Here is a 23076-nt window from a genome sequence, read left to right on the forward strand (position 1 = left end):
GTACGCGAGCTGGGTTCAGAACGTCGTGAGACAGTTCGGTCCCTATCTGTCGCGGGCGTAGGAAGTTTGAGGAGAGCTGTCCTTAGTACGAGAGGACCGGGATGGACGCACCGCTGGTGCACCAGTTGTCACGCCAGTGGCACAGCTGGGTAGCTATGTGCGGACGGGATAAGCGCTGAAAGCATCTAAGCGTGAAGCCCCCTCCAAGATGAGACTTCCCACAGCGCAAGCTGGTAAGACCCCTCATAGACGATGAGGTTGATAGGTTCGGTGTGGAAGCGTGGTAACGCGTGGAGCTGACGAATACTAATCGGTCGAGGACTTATCCACACATTCTTAGCAATCATGCATATCTAGTTTTGAAGGTGCATATAATCACGGAGAGTTACCCAAGAGGCCGAAGGGGACGGTTTGCTAAACCGTTAGTATGCGCAAGCGTAGCGAGGGTTCGAATCCCTCACTCTCCGCCATTTTTATTTTGGCGGCGTAGCTCAGCTGGTTAGAGCGTTCGGTTCATACCCGAAAGGTCGGGGGTTCGATTCCCTCCACCGCTACCAAACTACATAAAAAATATGGCGGTCGTGGCGAAGGGGTTAACGCACCGGATTGTGGCTCCGGCACTCGTGGGTTCAAGTCCCATCGATCGCCCCATACAACACGGGAGTATAGCCAAGTGGTAAGGCACGGGTCTGCAAAACCCTTATCCCCGGTTCAAATCCGGGTACTCCCTCCATTTTAGTCCCAGTAGCTCAGCAGGATAGAGCAACGGCCTTCTAAGCCGTCGGTCGGGAGTTCGAATCTCTCCTGGGACGCCACGCCTTTTCAAAAGATATCCTCCTTAGGACGTTGTGGCGTCCGCAGGAGGTTTTTTTCGTAGAAGATAGCGCGCCTTTCAGGAGGCAATCAGAAACAAATGATAAGTCAAATGGCCTATTTCAAAAAAATAGCAAAAAAACTTTCACCCACATCTGGAAATATTTTGTCTAATTTGTCATAAATTATGTAAAAATATCACAGAATATGGCTCCCTTTCTGTTCGGAAAATGTGACGAAACGATGATATTTTTGTAAGGAGGCGCTTGCATTCTTTCAAAATTTTTGCGACATGTAACTTTCTTTTTCGACAAACGTATCTACTAGAAGACAGAGCAAAAAAACAATAGTTTGACAGGAAAAATATGGGCTCCATCTACTCGAAAACGATATTGACTTACGAAAATTGATTGTGTATACTCAAAAACGTACTTCGTGTCAACAGAAAAACACGAGTAAAATCAGTGTTTATAGGCGGTCGTGGTGGAATTGGCAGACACACCATCTTGAGGGGGTGGCGGGGCGACCCGTGCGAGTTCGAGTCTCGCCGACCGCACCAATCCCGGAAACAATCAGGAAGAAATGGAAACGAGCGTTTGTATTTTTCTAAATAGATGGAGCCTTTTTCGACAAGGGCTTTTTTTTCTGCCAACTGCGAAAGCACTGTCGAATAGAAAGAGAAAAAGGTGGGAAAGGTGATAGCAGTGCCTTATTTTTTCCCACTTTTGGGTCATTGCTTATGAATCGCATTTGATGTAAACTGCCAATTGAGAGAAAAACAATAGAGAAATGTTGGAAAAACAACACTACCTAAATTCAGATCAGACCCAATCTGGTTTAGGTCGAGGAGAAGAACCCATGAGTGTAATTAGAGAGATCATTGAGGGATTATTCATCGGATTTACTTCTGCGGTGGGCGTAATCGGCACATACCAAACACTAGTTTCTTGTGCAGGCCTGTTCCGCAAAAAAGAGCAAGTAACATCTGAGCCGCAAAAGACATTTGCTGTGCTCGTGGCGGCTCACAATGAGAGCGCCGTAATTGCTCCGCTTATTGAAAACCTGAAGAAACTCGACTATCCACGTGAAATGTACGACATCTTCGTCATTTGCGACAACTGTACAGATAACACGGCAGAAATTAGTCGGGCGCATGGTGCAATTGCATGTGAGCGTTTTGACACATCCAAGCGTGGGAAAGGCTACGGCATCGAATGGATGCTGGAGAACCTCTGGGCAAGACCTAAGCAATATGACGCTGTCGTCATGTTTGATGCTGACAACTTGGTTGAGAAAAACTTCCTGAAAGTAATGAATGACCGTCTCTGCAAAGGGGCGCGTGTGATTCAAGGTTACCTCGACTCCAAGAACCCGTTTGATTCCTGGATTACGCTGTCTTATGCGGTTACCTACTGGTTTACAAACCGTATGTGGCAACTGGCTCGTCACAATTTGGGACTGCCGAACACTTTGGGCGGAACTGGCTTGTGCATTGAGAGCAACCTGCTCAAAGAAATGGGCTGGGGAGCAACCAGTCTCACGGAAGACTTAGAATTTGCAACACGTTGTATTGAACGAGGTATTTACCCGACATGGGCACATGACACCAAGGTATGGGATGAAAAACCGATTGACTTAAAATCGTCTATGCGCCAGCGTTTGCGTTGGATGCAAGGGCACTACGATGTGGCAGGACGCTATATTCGATCTGTCTTGTTTAATGGTATGAAGTCGAGAAAGCTGGGGATGCTTGATGCAGCCTTCTACCTCTTCCAACCGATGTATGTGCTGATGGTGACAATGATGTCGGTATTGTTCCTGGCAAGATTTTTTGATATCGGTACGTTTTCAACGGTATCCACGATCTTGCCAACATGGCTGGTATACGGTTCTACTGCCGTGTTCTACCTGTTGCCGATCTTGGCCCTCTATTTGGATAAAGTTCCGTGGAAGGGGTATTTCGGGCTCCTCTTGCTACCGTTCTTTTTCCTGACCTGGCTTCCGATTATGTTTTACGCGTTCTTTACGAAGAAAAACCAAGTGTGGAGTCATACCTCTCACACACGCGCGATTCGTATCGAGGAGATCCAGCAATAGTGACGTAAACAAGCAAAAACCACAGGGGGAATATTCACCTGTGGTTTTCCTATTATCTTAAAGTAGCGAGACCGTTGCCGAATTTGGTATAATGACGTGATCAAGCAAGTAGCGTTCGCCAACGGGATTAAGGCACCAGCGCCAGACGTAGCGGTGCCCATAGGAGGAAAACAGCAATGAAGCTCGCGACAGATATTCACAACAACGACGTCCCATTGTTGTGGGGCGATAAACGATACCATACATGGAATTATCATTTAAGAGGGACTTTTCACGAAAAGATTTTCAAGGTTCCATTGGATGGCGGTTTTAGTTGTCCGAATCGGGATGGGAAAGTAGCGACAGGCGGCTGCACATTTTGCAGCGCCAGAGGATCTGGAGATTTTGCTGGTGACCGCAGAATGGATCTGGAAAGACAGTTTCACGATGTGAAAAATCGTATGCACGAGAAATGGCCACAAGCCAAGTATTTGGGCTTCTTCCAAGCGTATACGAATACGTATGCGCCTGTGGAGGAACTGCGGGAGATGTACGAAGTCATCCTCCAGCAAGAAGGTGTAGTCGGACTCTCCATCGCCACACGTCCTGACTGCCTGCCTGACGACGTTGTGGAGTATTTGGCTGAATTGAATGAGCGCACATATTTGTGGGTGGAGCTCGGACTCCAGACAGTTCATGAGCACACAGCCCAGTTAATTAATCGAGCACACGATTATCAATGCTACGTGGATGCTGTAGAGAGGTTGCGCAAGCACAACATACGTGTATGTTCTCATATCATCTACGGATTGCCCGGAGAGAGCCACGAAGAGATGATGCAGACGGCAGATGCTGTGGCACATCTGGATGTGCAGGGGATCAAAATACACCTGTTACATCTGCTGCGCAAAACACCGATGGTGAAGCAGTACGAAGCAGGACTCTTGGAATTCCTGTCTCAGGAAGAGTACACGAAGCTCGTTGTGGATACATTGGAAATTTTACCTCCAGAGATGATCGTCCATCGAATCACAGGGGACGGACCACCTGATCTTTTGATTGGACCGATGTGGAGCCGCAAAAAGTGGGAAGTTCTGAATGGTATTGATGCAGAACTGAAAGCACGGAATAGCTGGCAAGGAAAGTTATTCGTGCCACGCACGTAAATTCATCGCAACAAAAAGGGAGCCATTTCTGGGCTCCCTTTCTTTTTATAGATTGCGAATCAGATTTCTCGCACGCTTCGGGTAATTGGTGATCAGACCATCTACCCCACAGTCGATGGCTCGCTGGATTTGCGGACCAGTATTTACCGTCCAGCTCAAAACTTCAAAATGACGCTGCTTTGCTTGTTTGACCAAATCCTCCGTCAATTGATCATAGGGGACGTGCAATTGATCAGCTCGATAGCGACTGGCTACTTCCCAAGGCTTGGCGAGTGGCCCAACATATAAAAGTCCCGTCGTTTGCGTGGCATCTAATTGCTTGATTCGTAAAAGGCTATCGAAGTTAAACGTTGAAATGATCGTTCGCTCTGTTAGCTGATATCGTCTGATTTGTTCGATGACGAGCTCCTCTAAGTGAGGTTGATCGAGGAAGAAATTTTTCATCTCGATGATAAAGCGCAGTGGTGTGTCTACAAATGACTGAAATACCTCCTGTAGGGTTGGAATGTGGGCTTTTGGTACTCGCATAGACGAGTCTTTATCCGCTCGTAGCTGACGCAGCTCACGCAATGTGTAATGACGCACCAAGCCAGAACCATTGGTCGTGCGCTCCAGGTTATGGTCATGAATGACGACCAGCTTATTGTCACTGCTGAGCTGAACATCTAATTCGATCCCATTGGCTTTTCGTCGGGCGGCTCCTTGAAACGATTCCATCGTATTTTCCGGAAACAGGCCGGAAGCGCCACGATGGGCATAAATAAGTGGGGGCACGAGGGCTTCCTCCCTTCTCGAGCGTGTCATTGCCTACTATCATGATATGTAAAGGGCCCCTCGATACGACCTGACATGAGAGGCATCTCCAGAAGTCTATCCGATTACGACGAGTACGATGACCAACAGGACAAAGAGGACAAGGATCAGGGCAAAATTGTTATGGCAACTCACAAAACACACCCTCCTTCTCGCACATGAAGCATCTACTCTCATGGTATGAAGAAGAGGTAAATATGACCCAACAGAATGCCCACCTTCCGTTTTTTTGTGCATAAGGAACGCTTTTTTATACAGATTGGCAGATGACGGTATACCTTGTTTTGCTACAATGAGAGTAAGAGTATTGTAGGGGAGGGTGAAGACCGTGATAAATGTTGTAGGCGCACAGGATGCTGGCGACCTGATCATTGATCGACAAAATCGCCGCGTAAAGCTGCATGTGTATGAACCATCACAAATCGAGCAGTGGGATCGGGTCTTGAAGGAACTGGCCGAGGAGTCAGAGGCAACAAAAGTGATTGTGTACGGGAAGAAACAAGATGTTCCGCAATGGCAATCCCTAGGTTACGAGTTGGAGGGTACCATTGACGGCTTTTTTCAAGGGGAAAACGCACAGATGCTCACCTGCTATCTGACAAAAGAGCGGGGTACCTCTGGTGCAGAAAAACTTGCTGAAGAAATTCTTGGGTTGAGCCTGTCAAAAGCGGGGAGTATGATAGAAAAATCATTACCAGAGGGATATCACCTGCGTGAAGCAACGGAGGCAGACACGAAGGAATTGGCGTGTCTGTATGGACTGGTATTCGCGACGTATCCTACACCGATGAACGATCCGTCCTACATTCGCAAAACCATGCAAGAAGGTACCCTCTACTATGTCGTTGAATTTGAAGGCAAGATTGCTTGTGCTGCGTCAGCAGAAGTATCCGAACGCTTTGGGTCAGCGGAAATGACGGATTGCGCGACCCATCCAGACCATGCGGGGAAAGGTCTCCTCCAACCGCTGTTTATCGCGTTGGAAAAAAGGATGGAGGAGGCAGGGATTTACTTTTTGTACACCTTGACCCGGGCACAATCGGCAGGCATGAATGTGACGGCTGCCAAAATGGGCTATGCATACCGCGGACGGCTAATTAACAATTGTACGATCTTTTCAGGTTATGAAGACATGAATATATGGGTTAAGCCACTCCGCCCGACGAGGGAATAACAGGCTACCTGTTTGTAGGATACAACTGCTGCTGCAGACGGCGGGCCATCAGGGCCAACTGAAGCTGCCAGCGTTGATGAGCATCCTCCAGGCGGTAGCCTGTTTTTTCTTCGATCTGGGTCAACCGGTACTTGAGCGTATGTCGATGGATATACAAGGCTTGCGAGGTCTGAAGACCGTTTCCGTTCTGGGCTAAATACACCTCAAGTGTTTCGAGCAGCTGTTGATTATATTTCGTATCATAGCGAATCAATGGATCCAGCAATGGGTTCCACAGGCGGAGCAAGCTATCTTTTTCACGATGGTACGGAAACAAAAACTGATAGCCCTGCATATCCCGGTATCGCAAAATCTGCGGGGACTGGGCCAACAGCGGGTAAGCTTGCAGAGCAAACATCGCTTCTTCGGAGGCAGTGACGACGTTTGGCAATTGCTCACAGGGATTGCTCAAGGCGATGTGTAGAGCAAAGTCAGGGTGCAGCCCTCTCCAGCGGGAAGTGAGCTGTTCCAACAGGCGCAGGCTCGTCTGATCATCCGGCAAAATAAACAAGAGGCAATGTGGCCGCTCGCGAAGCAAATAAGAGCGTTGATGACGGTCGCTAAGCCTCCGCATCAACGTAATGACACTTTGATGCATGTCTCCGAGCATCGTTTGATCGGCTACCTCTACACGGACAGCGACGCAGAGATGATGTCCAGCAAGCGGGTACCCGAGCATGCGACAACGGCTCTCCAGCTCCGTGTGGGTCATCTGCTGCCCATTCAGCAACTCCTCCACAAAATCCCCTTTTAACCGCCATTCCGTTGCGGCTACTGCCCTTTCCTTTACATATTCGAGTGCACATAAAGTAGAGGCATGCTGTAGAGCGACGTCATCGAGCTCTTTCCAGGCGTGCTCGGGCTTCGTTAAGGTCAACGTGCCAAAATGCTCGCGATTGGCGCGAATCGGTACATGATGCGCGATTTCCTGGGACTGATCATGCGGCAGCGCTTCCGAACTGCCATGCTGTGTGACTTCAAAGCCTAGTGCATCTACGAGCGAAACGACGCCTCCCGTAAGTGCAGCGAGCTCGCCTGCGATGGCGGGAAGGCCTCCTTTAGACAGGGCAGCATCAATCATTCGGTTATGAATCGCCGAGGAATAGGCCAGCGTTTCAAATTGCCGATTCATGATCGGCTGCAAAATGGCTTTGGTAATAGTAGAAAAGTTTATCTCCGTAGGAATTTCAATCAATGGAAGTTGATACTGATCCGCCAAAGTCAAAAACGTCTCGGGAATTTCCCGTAAATAAAAGCCCGTATGAATCGCAACGCCACTCAGCTTTTGCTTCGCCAACGAAGGAATAAAAGAAGCGAGCTTTTCTGTATGCTCAGCCAGCCCAAAGCCGGTTGTAATCAAAAATTCGCCTTCCTGCAAGCGACTCGTATCCTCCAGCACCTCGACAATTGTCACCCAACGAATCGGATTGTCCAGTCCGCCTGCTCCTGCGATCAGCCTGGTGTGAACCATGTCCGGCAGTTGCAGCGCTTCTCTTATCGTGATGGTCATCAGGTATCTCCTCCAAAAGCCTCGGTAAAGGTTCTCTTATACAAAATGTACAAAAGATTTTGTCTCTTTGCCATGTTTTTTTGCCAGCACGTAGGATGGCTCTTGCGTGCTGGTCAGCTAGGATAGAGGTAGAGAATAAGCGAGGTGGCGACGAAAATGACGAAAAGCTATGTAATCAAGCCTGAATTGGGCAAAGAGTATCCGGTTATTTCTCACGGAAAAGGTATCTATCTTTACGATAAAGAGGGGAATCGTTACATCGACGGTTCCAGTGGAGCGGTGACGGCAAGCATTGGTCACGGTGTAGAAGAAGTAGCTGAGGCGATGTATGCGCAAGCCAAGGAGGTTTCCTTCGTATACCGCTCGCATTTTAGCAGCGATGCCGTGGAGAAGCTGGCTGCAAAGCTGGCGGAGTGGGCACCAGGCTCACTGAACTGGACGTTTTTTGTCAGCAGTGGTTCGGAAGCAACCGAGACAGCACAAAAAATCGCGATCCAGTATTGGCAGGAAAAAGGAAGACCAACGAAAAATCGGATTATCTCCCGCTGGATGAGCTATCACGGGATTACAATGGGTGCGCTCTCGATGTCAGGACACGTCTTGCGCAGAAAGCGGTTCACCCCATTATTGGCTGACTATCCGGCGATCACAGGACCATATCCATATCGTAAACCGGAAGACATGTCCCTGGAATCGTATGCGCTTGCGTGTGCAGAAGAGCTGGAGACCGCAATTTTGCGCGTAGGACCCGAGCAGGTAGCGGCATTTATTGCAGAGCCTGTCATCGGAGCTTCTGGGGGAGCGGTCGTGCCACCAGACGGTTACTTCCAGCGTATTCGCGAGATTTGTGATAAATATGAGGTTTTGTTTATCGCAGACGAAGTAATGACAGGAGTAGGTCGCACAGGAAAAGCGTTTGGGATCGACCATTGGGGCGTCGTGCCTGACCTGATGACATTGGGTAAAGGGATGAGTGCCGGTTACACGCCTATGGCTGCTACGATTGTCTCGGACGAAATCATTGAGACCATTACAAAAGGCAGCGGCTCGATTATGGCAGGACATACGTATAGCGCCAATCCACAATCTGCTGCTGTTTCTCTGGCTGTCCTCGACTATGTGGAGAAGCATCAGTTGGTCGACAAAGCAGCCGAACAAGGTGCCTATATGCTTGCCCGCCTAAAAGAACTGGCAGACGAGCTCCCGTTGATCGGAGATGCACGTGGTCTTGGCATGTTGTGCGCGCTGGAATTTGTGAAAAACAAGCAGACAAAAGAACCGTTTGCGCTTTCTCAAGGCGTAGGCGGGAAGGTCATTCAAAAAGCATTTGAAAAAGGCTTGCTTATTTATCCGGCAATGGGCGGAATCGAAGGGGTGGCAGGGGATGCTGTCATCATCTCACCTCCACTGACCATTACTACGGAGCAAATCGATGAACTGATATCTCTGCTGAAAGAAGCGGTGGTAGCTGTTCAGCAAGAGCTCCAAGACAAGGCACTGATCGGATAGAGAAGGAGGAACGAGGATGACAAATCGATTTGAAAAGGTCGTCTCCCTGTCCGAAGCGCTCACCCATTTTCGTGATGGGATGACGCTGTTGGCAGGGGGATTCGGTGGCGTAGGAAACCCGCCTACTTTAATACAGGGAATTTTGGATAGAGGTGTGCGTGATCTGACGCTGATCAGTAACGATACGGCTTTCCCGCATATCGGAATTGGCAAGCTGGTAACCGAAAAGCGCGTCAAAAAAGTGATAGCTTCGCATATTGGCTCAAATCCGAACGCAGGGGCCCAAATGACAGCTGGGGAGCTGGAAGTAGAGTTCTGCCCGCAGGGGATACTTGCAGAGCGTGTACGGGCAGGTGGAGTCGGTCTGGGAGGCATTCTATCGGATGTCGGCATCGGGACGATCGCGGAAAAAGGAAAACAGAAGGTCGTTCTGGATGGAAAGGAATACTTGTTGGAGACACCGCTCACTGCCGAAGTGGCTATCGTACATGCGAAAAAAGCGGATCGCTTTGGCAATTTGGTGTTTGATACAAGTGCACGGAATTTCAATCCGTTAGTGGCGATGGCAGGTGACATTACCATCGTGGAAGCGGATGAGATAGTAGAGGTAGGCATGATCGACCCGGAAGAAATCGTCACCCCGGGTGTTTTCGTGAACTTTATTGTCCAAAGTGAAGGGGTGAACTGGCAATGGGCATGGGAGAAGTAAAAGAAACCGAGAGCTATCGTGAACGTATTGCCCGCCGCGCAGCATTGGAAGTGGAAGACGGTATGATCATTAACTTGGGAATCGGCATTCCAACATTAGTAGCGGATTTTATCCCAGCGGAAAAACGAGTCATGTTTCACGCGGAGAACGGCATTCTCGGTACAGGGCCAAGCCCTGCGAAAGGCGAGGAGAATGCCATGCTTTGCAATGCGGGCGGTTTTCCTGTCACGCTTGCCACTGGGGCTTCCTTTTTTGACAGTGCGACTGCTTTTGCCATCATCCGCCGTGGACTATTGGATATGACGATTTTAGGAGTCCTGGAAGTAAGTCAAAATGGTGACATTGCCAACTGGATCGTTCCAGGCAAACGTGTCCCTGGCATGGGTGGAGCTATGGAACTGGCACAAAAGGCCAAGAAGGTCATGGTTGTGACCACGCATCTGGATAAAAACGGACGTTCGAAAATCGTGCGAGAATGCTCACTGCCGTTAACCGCGACAAAAGCTGCGGATTTAATCATCACGGACATGGCAGTGATGGAGGTCATGCCAGATGGGTTGTATCTGCGAGAAGTTATGTATCCATACAGTGTCGCTGACGTGATTGGAGCAACGGAAGCCGAACTCAAGATGGACGGAGAGGTTCGCGTTTTCCGCTAAGCAAAGAAAAAACGATAGAACGGGGGAAAAACATGGCAAACTGGCAGGTGCGTATCCGGGAGCAATTGGAAAAAGATCGGGAGGCCGCTGTTCAACTGCTGCAGCAATGGGTAAAAAGCCCGAGCGTGCAAGGAGAAGAACAATCCATTCAACAAAGCATTGCAGAGCTTTTGGGGCAGATGGGGCTGGACGTTGACTTATGGGTCATGGAAGGCGAAGAGCTGGTGTCACATCCGTATTTTGTCTCCCCGCGCACAATGTTTGAAAGCAGCCCGAATGTCGTCGGTGTGTGGAAGGGGCAAGGAGATGGCCGTTCCATCATTCTGAACGGACATGTGGATGTAGTGCCAGCGGGCGATCTGGCACAGTGGAGCGATGATCCGTTTAGCGGGAAGGTTGAGGATGGCAAGCTTTACGGGCGTGGAGCAACCGACATGAAGGGTGGAAACTTATCTTCACTGTTGGCGATCCAGGTTCTACAGAAGTTGGGTGTGCAACTAAAAGGCGACGTCATTTTTCAGAGCGTCGTAGAAGAAGAAAGCGGCGGTGCAGGCACATTGGCGACGATCATTCGCGGGTACAAAGCGGATGCTGCCTTGATTCCAGAGCCGACCAATATGAAAATTTTCCCGAAGCAGCAAGGTTCCATGTGGTTCAGATTAACGGTTAAAGGTCGTTCTGCTCACGGAGGGACTCGCTACGAGGGAGTCAGCGCCATCGAAAAGAGCATGCTCGTCGTTCAAGCCATTGGACAATTGGAAAAAGAGCGTAACGATCGACTCGACGATCCGCTCTATGCCAAGCTACCTATTCCGATCCCGATTAATCTGGGGGTGATTGAGGGTGGCAAGTGGCCTTCGTCTGTAGCGGACCTCGTCAAGCTGGAAGGAAGGATGGGGGTTGCCCCAGGAGAACAGATGGACGATGCCAAAGCGGAAATGGCGGCAGCACTCAAAAAGCTGGCAGAGGTCGACCCGTGGTTTGCAGAGCAGCCTGTTGAGCTGGAGTGGTTCGGAGCTCGTTGGGTACCGGGAGCAGTGGAGCTCGATCATCCGTTGATGGATATTTTGCAAGCGCAGTTTGAAGCTGTGACAGGAGATCGTGCCATTGTGGAAGCATCACCTTGGGGTACAGACGGCGGTTTGCTGACGGCTTTGGCCAATACGCCAGCGATTGTGGTCGGACCTGGAGTCACACAGGTTGCACACTACCCGAATGAATTCATCGTTTTGGATGAGGTATTCCGTTGCGCTGAGATCTTTGCGCTTACGTTACTGGAATGGTGCGGTGTGGCTGAAAGTGTGAAAGAGTAAAAAAACCAAATATTTCAAAATCGAGACAGGAAGGCACACGGATGAGAGAGAATGATTGGAAGGTGAACGCCAATCAATGAGAGTGGGGATATGCCGATGAAAAAAACGTGCTTTATCGGGGGAGAGTGGGTGCCAGCCACTACTCATGCACCACTGTTCTCTCCATGTACGGGTCAAGAGATTGCACAAATTTCGCAAGCAGACTCATCATTAGTTGAAAAGGCAATTGCTGCGGCCCACGAAGCGACTGCCGACATGCGGCGTCTTCCTGCTTATCAACGCGCCTTCCTGCTTGAAAAAATCTCGATTTTAATGAATGAACGTTTGGAGGAAGCGGCGCGAATCATCGCAATAGAAGCGGGGAAACCAATCAAAACAGCTCGCGGAGAAGTGATTCGAACCATTCAGACGTATAAGTTTGCGGCAGAGGAAGCCAAACGCCTCCACGGAGAAACCGTACCACTCGATGCAGCGATCGGGGGAGAAGGACGCTTGGCTTATACCGTGCGTGAACCACTGGGAGTCATCGGAGCCATTACACCCTTTCCTTTTCCGATGAATCTCGTCGCCCATAAGGTCGGGCCTGCTCTCGCTGCTGGCAATACCGTTGTTCTCAAGCCAGCATCGCAGACACCGCTTAGCGCATTGTTTCTGGCAGAGCTCGCAGAGCAAGCTGGTATGCCTGCTGGCGCCCTCAATGTGATCACGGGAAGTGGGGCGAGCGTTGGCGATCAAATCGTGTCTGATCCGAGAGTCAGGGCCGTTACCTTTACAGGGAGTCCAAGTGTTGGGCTGGATATACGCAATCGAGCAGGTATGAAAAGAGTCATGCTCGAGTTGGGATCGAATTCGGCAGTGATCGTTGATCGTGATGTACAGCTGAATGAAGTGATTCCTCGATGCGTTTTTGGTGGCTTTGCCTACTCAGGGCAGGTATGTATCTCCGTGCAAAGAATTTATGTGGTGAAAGAGATCTATCAAGATTTCGTCCAGCGTTTTGTTGAACAAACACGAGCACTTCGCGGTGGTGATTCGCTCTCTGAGGACGCAGACTATTCGGCTATGATCAATCCGCGCGAAACTGAACGAGCGATGGAGTGGATTCATGAGGCACTCCTTCAGGGGGGACGTTTGGAGTGTGGGGGACAGATCGTGGATCGGATGCTTCAACCTACGGTGTTGACGGGTGTTCCGGCAGATGCAAAAGTATCTTGTCAGGAAATATTCGGCCCTGTCGTGCTGATAAATCCAGTGGATTCGGTCCGGCATGGCATTACGTTGGTCAACGATTCACGCTACGGATTACAGGCTGGTGTCTATACCAACAATCTGTCGTTGGCTCTGGAAGCGGCAGAAGAGCTGCGTGTGGGCGGTGTGATGGTGAATGATATTCCGACTTTTCGGGTGGACCATATGCCCTTCGGTGGCGTAAAGGAGAGTGGACTTGGTCGGGAAGGGGTCAAATACGCGATAGAAGAAATGACGGAATTGAAACTCGTTGCCATCAAGCGATAAAGGAAATGGAGAAAGAGCTCTTGCAAAAAATAGTAGAGCTGTGATATAGTTTATATTGTTGAAATACGGAGGGATACCGAAGTGGTCATAACGGGGCGGTCTTGAAAACCGTTAGAGTGCAAGCTCACGCGGGTTCGAATCCTGCTCCCTCCGCCATAAATACAAAATGAACCGACGCCAGTTGAAAAAGCTGGGGTCTTTTTTATGGTCGAGAACTTTGAGAGTAAGTTGTCGTTTCTTTTTTTTGAAAATATCAGAAAATAAAGAAAACTATTATATAATGGAGAGGAGACTATAAGTGATGGGGGAATATGCATGCTCGAAGCGCAAAGGGTTCGTAGAAATGCACTTGGCGATATTTTGCGAAGAAGTCGTGGACGAAATCCTGATAAGCCTGCCCTGTACTTTGAGGAAGAAGTATTGACCTACACGCAGCTTGATCAGTTTGCGAACAAGACGGCTCATTTGCTTCTTTCCAAAGGCTTGCAAAAAGGGGAGCGGGTAGCAGTATTGTCACGCAACTCGATGGATTTTGCGATTCTGAACTTTGGGCTAGCGAAAGCAGGGGCTATCATGGTTCCGATCAACTTTATGTTGAATAAGGAAGATGTCGCCTATATTTTCGGTCATGCGGAAGTGAGTGCGTGCTTCGCAGCTCCCGAATTCATGCAGCTCGCTCAAGACGGACTCCAACTAGCTGGAATTTCCCCCAAGCTGCTTTCCCTCATGTCCAAACCAGCAGTTCAAGCAGGGGAATGGTTGCCTTTTCGCACGCTGATTGAAGCGGCAGACGATCATGAGCCCGAAGTCGACATCGTGGACGAAGATGTTGTGCAGATTTTGTATACCAGCGGAACGGAGTCAAAGCCCAAGGGTGTTATGCTCACTCATAAAAGCATTATCTCCGAATATGTCAGCACGATTATCGAAGGCGGGATGACGCAGGATGATGTGGCTGTTCACGCACTACCCTTGTTTCATAGCGCGCAGCTTCACTGCTTTTTGGGACCATATGTGTACCTGGGTGGAAGTGGCATTATTTTGGAACAGGCAACCCCTGCGCTGATGCTAAAGACGGTAGAGACGTATAAGGCCACCCAGTTGTTTTGCCCGCCAACTGTATGGATTGCTTTACTTCGTTCTCCCGATTTTGCCGCGCGTAATTTGAGTTCTTTGCAAAAGTGCTACTATGGTGCAGCAATCATGCCAATAGAAGTGTTAAAAGAGCTCAGTCAACGCCTCCCGAATGCACAGTTTTACAATTTTTACGGACAGACGGAAGTGGCGCCATTAGCAACTGTTTTACCACCGAAGGATCAGATGAGAAAAGCAGGCTCTGCAGGCAAGCCAGCGTTAAATGTGGAGACAAAAATCGTCGATGATGACGGGAAGGAAGTCCCTCGTGGTAGTGTTGGTGAAATTGTACACAGGACCAGTCACGCGATGCTGGGGTATTTCCGTGATGAGGAAAAGACACAGGCTGCCTTCCAGGGAGGGTGGTTTCACAGCGGGGATTTAGGCATCATGGATGACGAAGGCTATATTACGGTCGTTGATCGGAAAAAAGATATGATTAAATCGGGTGGAGAGAACGTAGCAAGCAGGGAGGTTGAGGAGCTTATTTATCAACATCCGAAAGTGTCTGAGGTCGCCGTGATCGGCGTTCCTCATCCGTTCTGGATCGAAGCAGTGACGGCCGTTGTTGTGCCGAAAGCGGGTGAGTTGCTGACTGCTGACGAGATGCTTGCTTTTTGCAAAGAACGTCTTTCCTCCTTCAAAGCACCTAAATATGTAGTGATTGCTGATAATCTACCCAGAAACCCCAGCGGCAAAATCTTGAAAAGAGAGTTGCGCCTCCGATACGAAACACTGACGACTTAGCCAGTCACAAGGTATAAAGCTTCAGAAAAGCCCGCTCTTTCAGGGAGCGGGCATTTTGCTGTTTAATTATTTTACATTGGAACCAGTCGGGCGATCGGCTTGAATGACTTCAAAACGATAGCCTTTTTCTTTCAAATACGAGATGATTCCGGGGAGAGCTTGAGCTGTTGGCGATTTGGTGCTTGAATCATGCATCAAGACAACGATTTCTTTTTGTGACTTTACTTGCTGCTTTATATTTGCCAGTGCTTGCGCGGCTGTGTATTTGTTGCTCCTGGCATCGCCGTTTGTTATATTCCAGTCGATAAACGTAAAGCCACGTTGTTTCGCCTCTGCTTTGATCGCATGCATAACTGTTTGTTCCTTGTTATAACGTTTGGGATCTTGATATTTCAAACTGACGGTATTCGTACTGCCACCTGGATAGCGGAATACGGTTGGTTTTATGCCGGTTGCTTTTTCAATCATTTGGCTGCCTTTTTCCACGTCAGCAAAAAAGCTCTCCATATTTTTGTAAACAAGCTGATAATTATGGGAATACGAATGTCCTCCCACCGCATGTCCTTCAGCTACAATCCTTTTGAGAATGGCCTCATGACCAGCTACCTCACGACCCACAATGAAGAAGGTGGCTTTGACCTGATGCGCTTTCAGCGTATCCAAAACGTGCGGAGTTACAGGAGAGGGTCCATCGTCAAAGGTTAAGTAAGCGATCTTCTCAGAAGACTTCGGTGTCTGAGGGATCGGTTTTGTAGCAGGTTCAGGCTTCTTCGTTTGATTGGTGGTTCCTTTGTTATTGCCAGGCTGCGGTGGAGTCGGTGTCTCTGGTTTTGCAGGCTTGGATGGTTTCGGTTGTTCTGGTTGCTTTGGTTGTTCAGGCTGCTTTGGCTGCTTCTGTTGAAGCGGCTGCATCGGAATAAACGGTTCATTGCCATAGATCAAATATTTTTGACGCAGCTCAACAAATTTCTTCAGATCCGCTTCATAGGAAGAAACAATCTCCTGCGGGGATTTGCCTTGTTCGAGAAGCAGAGCGATTTTGTTGGTACCCATTACCTTGTCGAACATGGAGATTTGCATACTCGTACTTTTTGGCATAGGGAATGGTTGTAATTGCTTGGCATATGCCAGCGCGTAAATACCTGTTTTTACCGGGTTAAACTGATATGGATCGTTGATCTGAAGACGTACTCCCCCTGCAGTTCCTTTATTCTCAGGAATAAAGATGACGCCAGGTAGAAGACTTCCATTTAACAGATCAGCGTACTTGTGCGAGTCTAGACCCTCTGCCCCGATCCAAGTGAAATGGTCGCCTTGACGAATGGGGGTACCCTCACCCAAACCAGTTGCCATATATCCGAAAACCGAGATCAAGCTAGGAATGTGCGGAGAACTCGGAATCCAGGCCAAACCAGTCTGTTGATAAATCATGTTGCGTGTATACCCTTGCATCGGAATGACGGTAAGATCTACACCGATGGTACGGTTGAAATACAAGGCCAGCTCTCCGATGGTCATGCCATGTGCAAGCGGGAGGGTATCCACTCCAATAAAAGAGCGGTATGGCAGTTCAACTACAGGACCCTCGACAATCGTTCCACCGAGAGGATTCGGTCGATCCAGTACCATTACTTCTTTTCCTTGTTCTTTTGCAGCTGTCATGGCATATTGCAAGGTAGATATGTACGTGTAGGTTCTCGATCCGATATCCTGCAAATCAACGAGAAGAATATCAATGTCTTTCAGCATTTCTGGTGTCGGCTTGCGAGTTGATCCAGACAAGCCATAGACGGGAATAGCGTAGACGGGATGAACAAAGCTCGTTACTTGTTTTCCTGCGACCGTTTTTCCGTCGAGGCCGTGTTCAGGTGCAAAGAGAGCGGTTAAATGGACGGAGCGATCTCGTCGTAACATGTCGATCGTGCTAACCATTTGACTGTTCTGACCTGTTTGATTCGTAATTAACCCGACTTTTTTGCCTTCAATGAGATGGTGGAACTGATTGAACAGTACATCACTTCCCAATTGGATGGCAGTCGTATTGGCGGAGCTTCCTACTGGAGGAATTAAAGTTAAGATAAGTGCCAGGATGAGGAAAGGGAGAAATTTGTTCATCATTCATTGCCTCTTTCAAGATAAAATACTGTCGCTTCTTGTCTATTGTAACGGTTTTGCAATGCAAGATGGTTGCATTTTTGTAACAATTTGAAATTAGGTCAAAAGGAGCAGAAAAAGGTAACGGAAAAGGGGAGGGGTATTAGGAAGAAATGTTCTTTTGAAAGGGAGTCTACAGGAAAATCTTGAAACAGCCTTCATCCTATAGTAGATTAAGAATCGTGTGAACCTTTTTGGAAATGGAGTGAATGTTTTGCTGAAAAAAGTAACCTCATTACTGCTAGCGATTGCCTTGGTACCGATGGCAGCGTTTTCTGCAGCGGCAGCGACTGCACCTGGAGCACCTAAAGCCGTACAGAATGCTGTTAAGGTGGAGTACAATAAAAAACAAATTGCGTTTCCTGACCAAGCACCTATTATCACCCAAGGGCGGACATTGGTTCCGATTCGTCCGATTGCAGAGAGTCTTGGATTTGAAGTGAAATGGAATGAACAAACACGTACCGTAACCATCAACAAAGGAAAGGATAATATCAGATTGGTGGTTACTCAAAAAATTGCCAACAAAAATGGACAAACCATCAACCTCGACGTGCCTGCACAGATTGTGAACAAGCGTACTGTAGTACCTGTTCGTTTCATCGCGGAAGCTCTGAGCTACAAGGTTGAATGGGATCCGAAGACACAAACGGTATTGATTGCGGATAATGTGAACCCTAATCAAGTTGGTCAACAGGAAAAGCCAAAAGATCCGACGAAACCAGCAACAGATGAGAAAAAGGCTGAGCAGGTGGCTTTGATTGATAAAGAAAGTATCGAGGGGAAATCTACCAAAATAGCTGTTATTGGACTGTATAGAGTTACTGGTAAGGTTGATCCGAAAGCGGATCTAACCGTTGTAATTGGTGATGATACACATGAAGTAGAAGTGAATGCAGATGGCACTTTTAAATTACAAATAAATGGCGATGAAGGCATTCGCAGCTTTACCGTTAAAGCTGAAAAAGACGGTAAACAAGATACTTTTGAAGGCGAATTTATTTCCATTGATTAAGCCATCTGATTTCTGAGTAAGAACACCTCCTGCACATCACACTAAGTGCAAGGAGGTGTTTTTGTTGTGAGACGAATAAGTAGGAGTATCATTGCAGTACTCCTGTTTGCCGGCTTGCTGACAGGGTGTTCGCCTAACAAAGAACAGGGCACCGAAGATCAGAACGGAAATCAGGCCAAATTTGAATCTCTTGGGATTAACTTCCAGAACGATAACGTCGGTAGGGACAAAGGACCGGCAGCCATGATTAGCCAAAAGAGGGTTCATCAGCGAGAACCGCAGCTTGTGACGTCCTTGGAGGGGCATGCGGAAAAGCTGCCCGGTGTAGCTGATATCAAGGTGTTAGCGTACAAGGATAACTTGATTGTAGGTGTGCTGCCAGTCGATACACCAAAGCCTGACGAAGTCAATCCGCGGACGTCGATCCCGTATACGCCTGGAAAAATTGTGCGAGTCGATAATGGACATCCAGATTCGCTGCACAGACGTGTTGTGAATCGGATGAGGTCAAGTTTACAAGCAGAAACACGCTTCAACATTTTGTATGTGTCTACCAATCGCGCTGTTTATGACCGAATCGCAGATTTGCATTCACGAATTTCGAACGGAGAGCACATCAGTGACGAGGAATTTCAAGTCCTGTTAAATGATATTGGATATACTGTTATTGGATATAATTTAGTGGATTGAAAGAGTACCACCTGGACTCCCGGGTGGGCTTTTTGTCGATTAAGGGTCAAACGGCAGGAGAATAGTTAGAAATGGGGAAATAGTCAAAGAAGAGCAGGAGAACGGCAAGGAGTGCACATTGTATGATTCCAATCCACATCCCAATATCCAAAATAACTCCTCCAGGACAGAAGCCGTATGTCTTACGGAGACCTGCATTGGCAAAAAAATTACGATTGTTGAAATATACGCAGCTTTGTCTCATACATGCAGGGACAGGCTACGGCAAAACGACTTCTTTGGCTACATTTTTACATGATGATGCACTGGCTTCGTCCTGGTATACCATTCAGGATGGAGACGATGCCCTTCTTGCATTTGTCATCTGTCTCGTCGAAAGCGTTCGTCAGGTTCATTCTGATTTTGGACAGGTATTGCGAGAGCAACTCAAACGTATCACAGAGCAAAGTCCGGTGCCCTCCCTGGACAGTAAGGTACTGGTTGACTGGTTTGTCGGGGAGTGTGTACAGCTCCAGGCTGACCACATAGTTGTTTTGGACGATTACCAACGAATTGAGAATGGTAGTGAAGTTGATCGATTTGTTCAACGGTTAGCCGAGGCTCTTCCACAAAAGGTCAAGCTGGTTATTTTAACGCGTTCCCGACCGAAATGGTCCAATCTCGACTTGTTGTCCGCCAGAGGGGAGTGTCTGGAACTTACAACAAATGACCTTTCTTTTACGCTGGAGGAGAGTGAGGCCTTTTATTCAGATCAATACGACATCACACTGTCCGAAGACGATTGGGGCCGAGTCGAAGAAGTGGCGCAAGGCTGGGTGATGGCGCTGCGCACTTTTGGTGAAATGGTAACGAGGGGGCAGACGGTATCAGATAGTCTGCGTGAATTATCCCGATTGCTGCACTTGCTGGAAGTAGAAGTCTGGACACAGTTGGATGCACGTATGCAGGGCTTCTTGTTGGAGGCAGCGGTTCTCGAACAATTCGATTTGGAGGATTGCAAGCAAGTACTTGGGGAAGGATGCATGGAGCACCTGTTGGAAGCCCAGCGTTGTAATCTTTTTCTTCATGTCCAAACAGGATCTCATTATTTCTTTCATCCACTTTTCCAGCGTCTCCTGTCTAGCAAGCTGGCTGCGAATCAAGCGACATATCTGCAGGTCAATCAAAAGGCCGCAGGTTGGTACAGACGTAAAGGGGACGAGGCAAAAGCTTTTGGGCGGTTGCGTCTCGTCGAACAGTGGGAGGTGCTGGGCGAATGGCTGTGCCAAGCATCGGAAAGGTTGCTGCAAGAAGGGAAGCTGGACTTTTTATATGAGTGGATTACGCTGTTACCAGATCACATCAAGTGTGAACAGCATTGGCTGTTGTTTTATCAAGGCGAAGTAGAACGTTATCGCTGTCTATATGCGAAGGCCTTTTCTTCTTATGAGCAATTTTTGAAACAATGTGAACAAAAGCAAGATCAAATCGGATTGTGCCGAGGGCTGGAAGGGCAAGCACGCGTTCATCTCGACAGCGTACAAGGCGTCCGGGCAGAAGAACTGCTTAAAAGAGCGATTCAACTCTTGCCCCCATTTGAACAGGAGAATGAGATGGCGCCGAGGCTGTATCGCTTGTTGGCAGAGATTTATACGAATCGCGGAGATGCCAAACAGGCGTCTGCTTGGTATGAACGGAGTCAGGAATTAGAGCAGCAGACGGAGGTTGAGCTGGAATCGCGCCTATTGTTTCGTACTGGCCGACTACAGTCCTCCATTCAGCTGTTGGAGAGTAAGTGGCAGGTAGAACAGAGGAAGCATCCTCCCTTGACCAGATCGTATCGGGAGACCTCTTTGCTCCTATCTTTTGTGTATGCATTGAATGGCGAATGGGAGCGAGGGTGGGAAGCAGCAGAAACTGCCATACAGCTCGGACGTGCAGCGCATTCCCCTTTTGTAGAGGCGAATGGTTATGTTCGAAAAGCCCATGCGGCCCTCATCAGTCAAACATTGCCTACAGACGAGATTCTCCAGCTTTATGAAAAAGGTTTGCAAATCATGGAGGAGCTCCAGTCGACACGGGGAAAGTCAGAAACGCTTCTGGGACTAACCTTGCTTCATGCAAGAGAAAAGGCACTCGACCAAGCGCTTTTATATGGCAACAGGGGGATACAAGAGACAGAGGCAATGCGCGACGACTGGTTAGGCAGTCTTGTACGCATGGCGATTGGAATTGCTTATGCCAAATATGGGAAAGAAGAGGAAGCATGGGCTACCTTTATCGATTGTGCCGACCGACTCAGTCACTGCGGGGACAGCTACAGCGTCGTCATTTGTCAACTGTGGCTGAGCTTCTTGGCTTATCGCAAGAAACAATGGGATTTGTTCGTACCTGCAGTGACGCAAGCGCTGTCCTTGATGAAGTCCGGTGAATATTCATTCCTTTTGCAGAGGCCTACCCTACTTACACCGCATGATGTACAGCAGCTTATGCCAATTCTGATTGAGGCAGAGCGCCGCAAGGTATCACCGGATTACGTCTCTCAACTGTTAAATGATTTGGGCTTGCAAAACGTGACTTTCCACCCCGGGTATACCCTTCGTATTCAGACGCTCGGTGCTTTCCGTGTATGGCTGGGAGAGCGGGAACTGAGCGAAAAGGCATGGCAGCGTGGGACGGCCAAGCTGTTGTTTCAGCTTTTATTGACGAAGAGACATCATTTATTAGCCCGGGAAGAAATCATGAACCGGCTATGGCCAGACAGTATTGAAGAAGCGGCAATTCGTGATTTTAAAGTATCGTTGAATGCGTTGAACAAAGCCCTCGAGCCAGATCGTGCGGCCAGAACGGACACATTTTTCATTCAACGCCATGGCAGCTCTTACGGTTTCAATCTGGCATCGGGCTACCATATGGACGTCGAGGAGTTCGAGAAGCTCGTTACACTGGGCTTGGCAGAGTCTGATCCGCGTCAGGGGGCCATCCTTTTGGAAAAAGGGCTTGCGTATTACTTGGGTGATTACATGCCGGAATGCCGTTATGAGGATTGGTGTGTAGAAGAGCGTGAGAGAGTGCAGGCGCTGTTTTTACGCGGAGCAGAGAGGGTAGCCAAAATCATGCTAGAGGACGGGCAATTGGAAAAAACGATCCGTTGGTGTGAAGCGATTTTGCGAGTGGACGATTGCTGGGAGGAGGCGTACCGCTTACTTATGACTGCGTATTATCAGCAAAATAATCGGACGCAGGCAATCCGCTTGTATGAAAAATGTGTAGCAAAACTGAAGGAGAACCTCGGTGTCGCACCAATGCCTGCAACCTTGGAGACTTACCTTCAAATTATTGAGAAGTAAAAGATCGCTCACAAAGCGATCTTTTTTTGTACATAGAGCAATGGCTGCTTGACAAAACTAGGAAGTATTCGTAATATAATCTTTGTACTGACCAGTCAGTTCAAAAAATCGAAAGGGGACAGGAGTGATGGCACCATCAAAAAAAGATCAAATTGCAAACGGAGCTTTAACCGCATTTGCCCAATTGGGTTATAGCGAAACGACCATGGATGCAATCGCGGAAATGGCACAGGTGGCAAAAGGAACACTCTATTATCACTTTTCCACAAAGGAAGAGCTGTTTTTGTACGTGATAGAAAAAGGCGTGAAGATGCTGATTTACCATGTAGATCATGTGATGCAGAATGAAGAGCTTTCCTTGGAGGATCGCATTCTGAATGTGTTGGATGAGCATCTTCGCTTCTTTTCCGAGAATCAAGATTTGTGTTTCCTGTTGCTGAGTGCCTTTTCAGGAGATGGACAGCGCGACAGGATGGTTGGCAATCTGTTAGGTGGCTATTTCAGCACGATGGAGTCTCACATGCTGGAACTGCAGAAGCAAGGGTATATCCGGGCGGATATCGATATTCGCACACTTGCTTCCTCGTTGTTTGGCATGGTTGGTTTTACTGTACTACGCAAGCAGTTTCGCAAAGAGCCAGTGAACAGTGCCGCAGATAAACAGACGCTTCGTTATATGCTTTCAGGAATGTTTCAAAATAACGTCTAGAG

The 23076-nt window shown here is 48.4% G+C and carries 17 protein-coding genes, 7 tRNA genes and 1 rRNA gene (1 of these 25 only partly in view); 21 read left to right on the top strand and 4 right to left on the bottom strand.

The annotated features are described in order from the left end of the window. The 9 genes from HP567_RS14020 to HP567_RS14060 all read left to right on the top strand — a co-directional run. Positions 1-330: ribosomal RNA gene (locus tag HP567_RS14020) — 23S ribosomal RNA — on the top strand (it extends 2599 nt beyond the left edge of the window). Positions 331-379: 49 nt separating this feature from the next. Then, a tRNA-Ser gene (locus HP567_RS14025) sits at positions 380-470 on the top strand. A gap of 10 nt (positions 471-480) precedes the next feature. Continuing rightward, a tRNA-Met gene (locus tag HP567_RS14030) sits at positions 481-557 on the top strand. A gap of 18 nt (positions 558-575) precedes the next feature. Further along, positions 576-651: transfer RNA gene (locus tag HP567_RS14035), tRNA-His, on the top strand. An 8-nt stretch (positions 652-659) separates the two neighbouring features. Beyond that, positions 660-733 (top strand) — tRNA-Cys (locus tag HP567_RS14040). 5 nt (positions 734-738) lie between these two features. Further along, positions 739-815, top strand: a tRNA-Arg gene (locus HP567_RS14045). 472 nt (positions 816-1287) lie between these two features. Next, positions 1288-1372: transfer RNA gene (locus tag HP567_RS14050), tRNA-Leu, on the top strand. A gap of 299 nt (positions 1373-1671) precedes the next feature. Beyond that, positions 1672-2910: a glycosyltransferase family 2 protein gene (locus HP567_RS14055; protein WP_173609818.1), complete on the top strand. Its 1239-nt coding sequence runs from the start codon at positions 1672-1674 to the stop codon at positions 2908-2910. A 176-nt stretch (positions 2911-3086) separates the two neighbouring features. Beyond that, entirely contained in the window at positions 3087-4055 is a 969-nt protein-coding gene (locus tag HP567_RS14060; protein WP_173609817.1) for a TIGR01212 family radical SAM protein, read from the top strand. Between the two features lie 45 nt (positions 4056-4100). Here HP567_RS14060 and HP567_RS14065 read toward each other — a convergent pair whose 3' ends face one another. Together HP567_RS14065 and HP567_RS30005 are read right to left on the bottom strand one after the other, a co-directional pair. Continuing rightward, complete coding sequence (locus tag HP567_RS14065) at positions 4101-4829, bottom strand: glycerophosphodiester phosphodiesterase (protein ID WP_173609816.1); 729 nt, start codon at positions 4827-4829, stop codon at positions 4101-4103. Positions 4830-4925: 96 nt separating this feature from the next. Next, positions 4926-5240: a YjcZ family sporulation protein gene (locus tag HP567_RS30005; protein WP_353057218.1), complete on the bottom strand. Its 315-nt coding sequence runs from the start codon at positions 5238-5240 to the stop codon at positions 4926-4928. Between HP567_RS30005 and ablB the strand changes: the two genes are divergently transcribed. Next, positions 5188-6042: a putative beta-lysine N-acetyltransferase gene (gene ablB, locus HP567_RS14070; protein WP_173609814.1), complete on the top strand. Its 855-nt coding sequence runs from the start codon at positions 5188-5190 to the stop codon at positions 6040-6042. The genes HP567_RS30005 and ablB overlap by 53 nt on opposite strands. 4 nt (positions 6043-6046) lie before the next feature. Here ablB and HP567_RS14075 read toward each other — a convergent pair whose 3' ends face one another. Continuing rightward, on the bottom strand, positions 6047-7591 hold the full coding sequence (locus HP567_RS14075; RefSeq protein ID WP_173609813.1) for a PucR family transcriptional regulator: 1545 nt from the start codon (positions 7589-7591) through the stop codon (positions 6047-6049). Positions 7592-7747: 156 nt separating this feature from the next. Between HP567_RS14075 and HP567_RS14080 the strand changes: the two genes are divergently transcribed. The 7 genes from HP567_RS14080 to HP567_RS14110 all read left to right on the top strand — a co-directional run bounded on the left by HP567_RS14080 (position 7748) and on the right by HP567_RS14110 (position 15177). Continuing rightward, positions 7748-9100, top strand: coding sequence for an aspartate aminotransferase family protein (locus tag HP567_RS14080; protein ID WP_173609812.1), 1353 nt, complete (start codon positions 7748-7750; stop codon positions 9098-9100). A 16-nt stretch (positions 9101-9116) separates the two neighbouring features. Beyond that, a complete protein-coding gene (locus tag HP567_RS14085; protein ID WP_048032315.1) occupies positions 9117-9809 on the top strand; it encodes a 3-oxoacid CoA-transferase subunit A in 693 nt (230 codons plus the stop codon). Beyond that, positions 9791-10468, top strand: a complete 678-nt coding sequence (locus HP567_RS14090; protein WP_173609811.1) for a 3-oxoacid CoA-transferase subunit B — start codon at positions 9791-9793, stop codon at positions 10466-10468. The genes HP567_RS14085 and HP567_RS14090 overlap by 19 nt, the downstream gene beginning before the upstream one ends. Positions 10469-10500: 32 nt before the next feature. Next, the gene (locus HP567_RS14095) at positions 10501-11781 is read left to right on the top strand and encodes a peptidase (RefSeq protein ID WP_173609810.1); all 1281 of its coding nucleotides are present in this window, start codon (positions 10501-10503) and stop codon (positions 11779-11781) included. Positions 11782-11877: 96 nt separating this feature from the next. Then, a complete protein-coding gene (locus tag HP567_RS14100; RefSeq protein ID WP_173609809.1) occupies positions 11878-13296 on the top strand; it encodes an aldehyde dehydrogenase family protein in 1419 nt (472 codons plus the stop codon). A gap of 67 nt (positions 13297-13363) precedes the next feature. Further along, positions 13364-13452, top strand: a tRNA-Ser gene (locus HP567_RS14105). 159 nt (positions 13453-13611) lie between these two features. Further along, positions 13612-15177 carry an acyl-CoA synthetase gene (locus HP567_RS14110; RefSeq protein ID WP_173609808.1) on the top strand — a complete coding sequence of 522 codons (1566 nt, stop codon included), beginning with the start codon at positions 13612-13614 and terminating at the stop codon, positions 15175-15177. 66 nt (positions 15178-15243) lie between these two features. Here the strand turns inward: HP567_RS14110 and HP567_RS14115 are convergent, their stop codons facing one another. Then, on the bottom strand, positions 15244-17292 hold the full coding sequence (locus HP567_RS14115) for an exo-beta-N-acetylmuramidase NamZ domain-containing protein (RefSeq protein ID WP_173609848.1): 2049 nt from the start codon (positions 17290-17292) through the stop codon (positions 15244-15246). A gap of 223 nt (positions 17293-17515) precedes the next feature. Here HP567_RS14115 and HP567_RS14120 point away from each other — a divergent pair, with 223 nt between their 5' ends. The 4 genes from HP567_RS14120 (at position 17516) to HP567_RS14135 (ending at position 23074) form a co-directional block, all read left to right on the top strand. Continuing rightward, entirely contained in the window at positions 17516-18346 is an 831-nt protein-coding gene (locus HP567_RS14120) for a copper amine oxidase N-terminal domain-containing protein (RefSeq protein WP_173609807.1), read from the top strand. Positions 18347-18412: 66 nt separating this feature from the next. Further along, positions 18413-19036, top strand: a complete 624-nt coding sequence (locus tag HP567_RS14125) for a YhcN/YlaJ family sporulation lipoprotein (protein WP_173609806.1) — start codon at positions 18413-18415, stop codon at positions 19034-19036. A 122-nt stretch (positions 19037-19158) separates the two neighbouring features. Beyond that, positions 19159-22365, top strand: coding sequence for a BTAD domain-containing putative transcriptional regulator (locus HP567_RS14130; protein ID WP_173609805.1), 3207 nt, complete (start codon positions 19159-19161; stop codon positions 22363-22365). A gap of 127 nt (positions 22366-22492) precedes the next feature. After that, the gene (locus tag HP567_RS14135) at positions 22493-23074 is read left to right on the top strand and encodes a TetR/AcrR family transcriptional regulator (protein ID WP_173609804.1); all 582 of its coding nucleotides are present in this window, start codon (positions 22493-22495) and stop codon (positions 23072-23074) included. Positions 23075-23076 lie beyond the last annotated feature (2 nt).

The sequence above is a fragment of the Brevibacillus sp. M2.1A genome, assembly GCF_013284355.2.
Taxonomy (GTDB): Bacteria; Bacillota; Bacilli; order Brevibacillales; family Brevibacillaceae; genus Brevibacillus.

What these genes read in the sequence shown, in the direction of transcription:
- HP567_RS14100 (WP_173609809.1), top strand. Translation starts at nt 11,878, where the DNA reads ATGAAAAAAACGTGCTTTATCGGGGGAGAGTGGGTGCCAGCCACTACT.
- HP567_RS14075 (WP_173609813.1), bottom strand. Translation starts at nt 7,591, where the DNA reads ATGACCATCACGATAAGAGAAGCGCTGCAACTGCCGGACATGGTTCAC.
- HP567_RS14085 (WP_048032315.1), top strand. Translation starts at nt 9,117, where the DNA reads ATGACAAATCGATTTGAAAAGGTCGTCTCCCTGTCCGAAGCGCTCACC.
- HP567_RS14055 (WP_173609818.1), top strand. Translation starts at nt 1,672, where the DNA reads ATGAGTGTAATTAGAGAGATCATTGAGGGATTATTCATCGGATTTACT.
- HP567_RS14135 (WP_173609804.1), top strand. Translation starts at nt 22,493, where the DNA reads ATGGCACCATCAAAAAAAGATCAAATTGCAAACGGAGCTTTAACCGCA.
- HP567_RS30005 (WP_353057218.1), bottom strand. Translation starts at nt 5,240, where the DNA reads ATGATCAGGTCGCCAGCATCCTGTGCGCCTACAACATTTATCACGGTC.
- HP567_RS14090 (WP_173609811.1), top strand. Translation starts at nt 9,791, where the DNA reads ATGGGCATGGGAGAAGTAAAAGAAACCGAGAGCTATCGTGAACGTATT.
- HP567_RS14060 (WP_173609817.1), top strand. Translation starts at nt 3,087, where the DNA reads ATGAAGCTCGCGACAGATATTCACAACAACGACGTCCCATTGTTGTGG.
- HP567_RS14110 (WP_173609808.1), top strand. Translation starts at nt 13,612, where the DNA reads ATGCTCGAAGCGCAAAGGGTTCGTAGAAATGCACTTGGCGATATTTTG.
- HP567_RS14130 (WP_173609805.1), top strand. Translation starts at nt 19,159, where the DNA reads ATGATTCCAATCCACATCCCAATATCCAAAATAACTCCTCCAGGACAG.
- HP567_RS14115 (WP_173609848.1), bottom strand. Translation starts at nt 17,292, where the DNA reads ATGAACAAATTTCTCCCTTTCCTCATCCTGGCACTTATCTTAACTTTA.
- HP567_RS14080 (WP_173609812.1), top strand. Translation starts at nt 7,748, where the DNA reads ATGACGAAAAGCTATGTAATCAAGCCTGAATTGGGCAAAGAGTATCCG.
- HP567_RS14095 (WP_173609810.1), top strand. Translation starts at nt 10,501, where the DNA reads ATGGCAAACTGGCAGGTGCGTATCCGGGAGCAATTGGAAAAAGATCGG.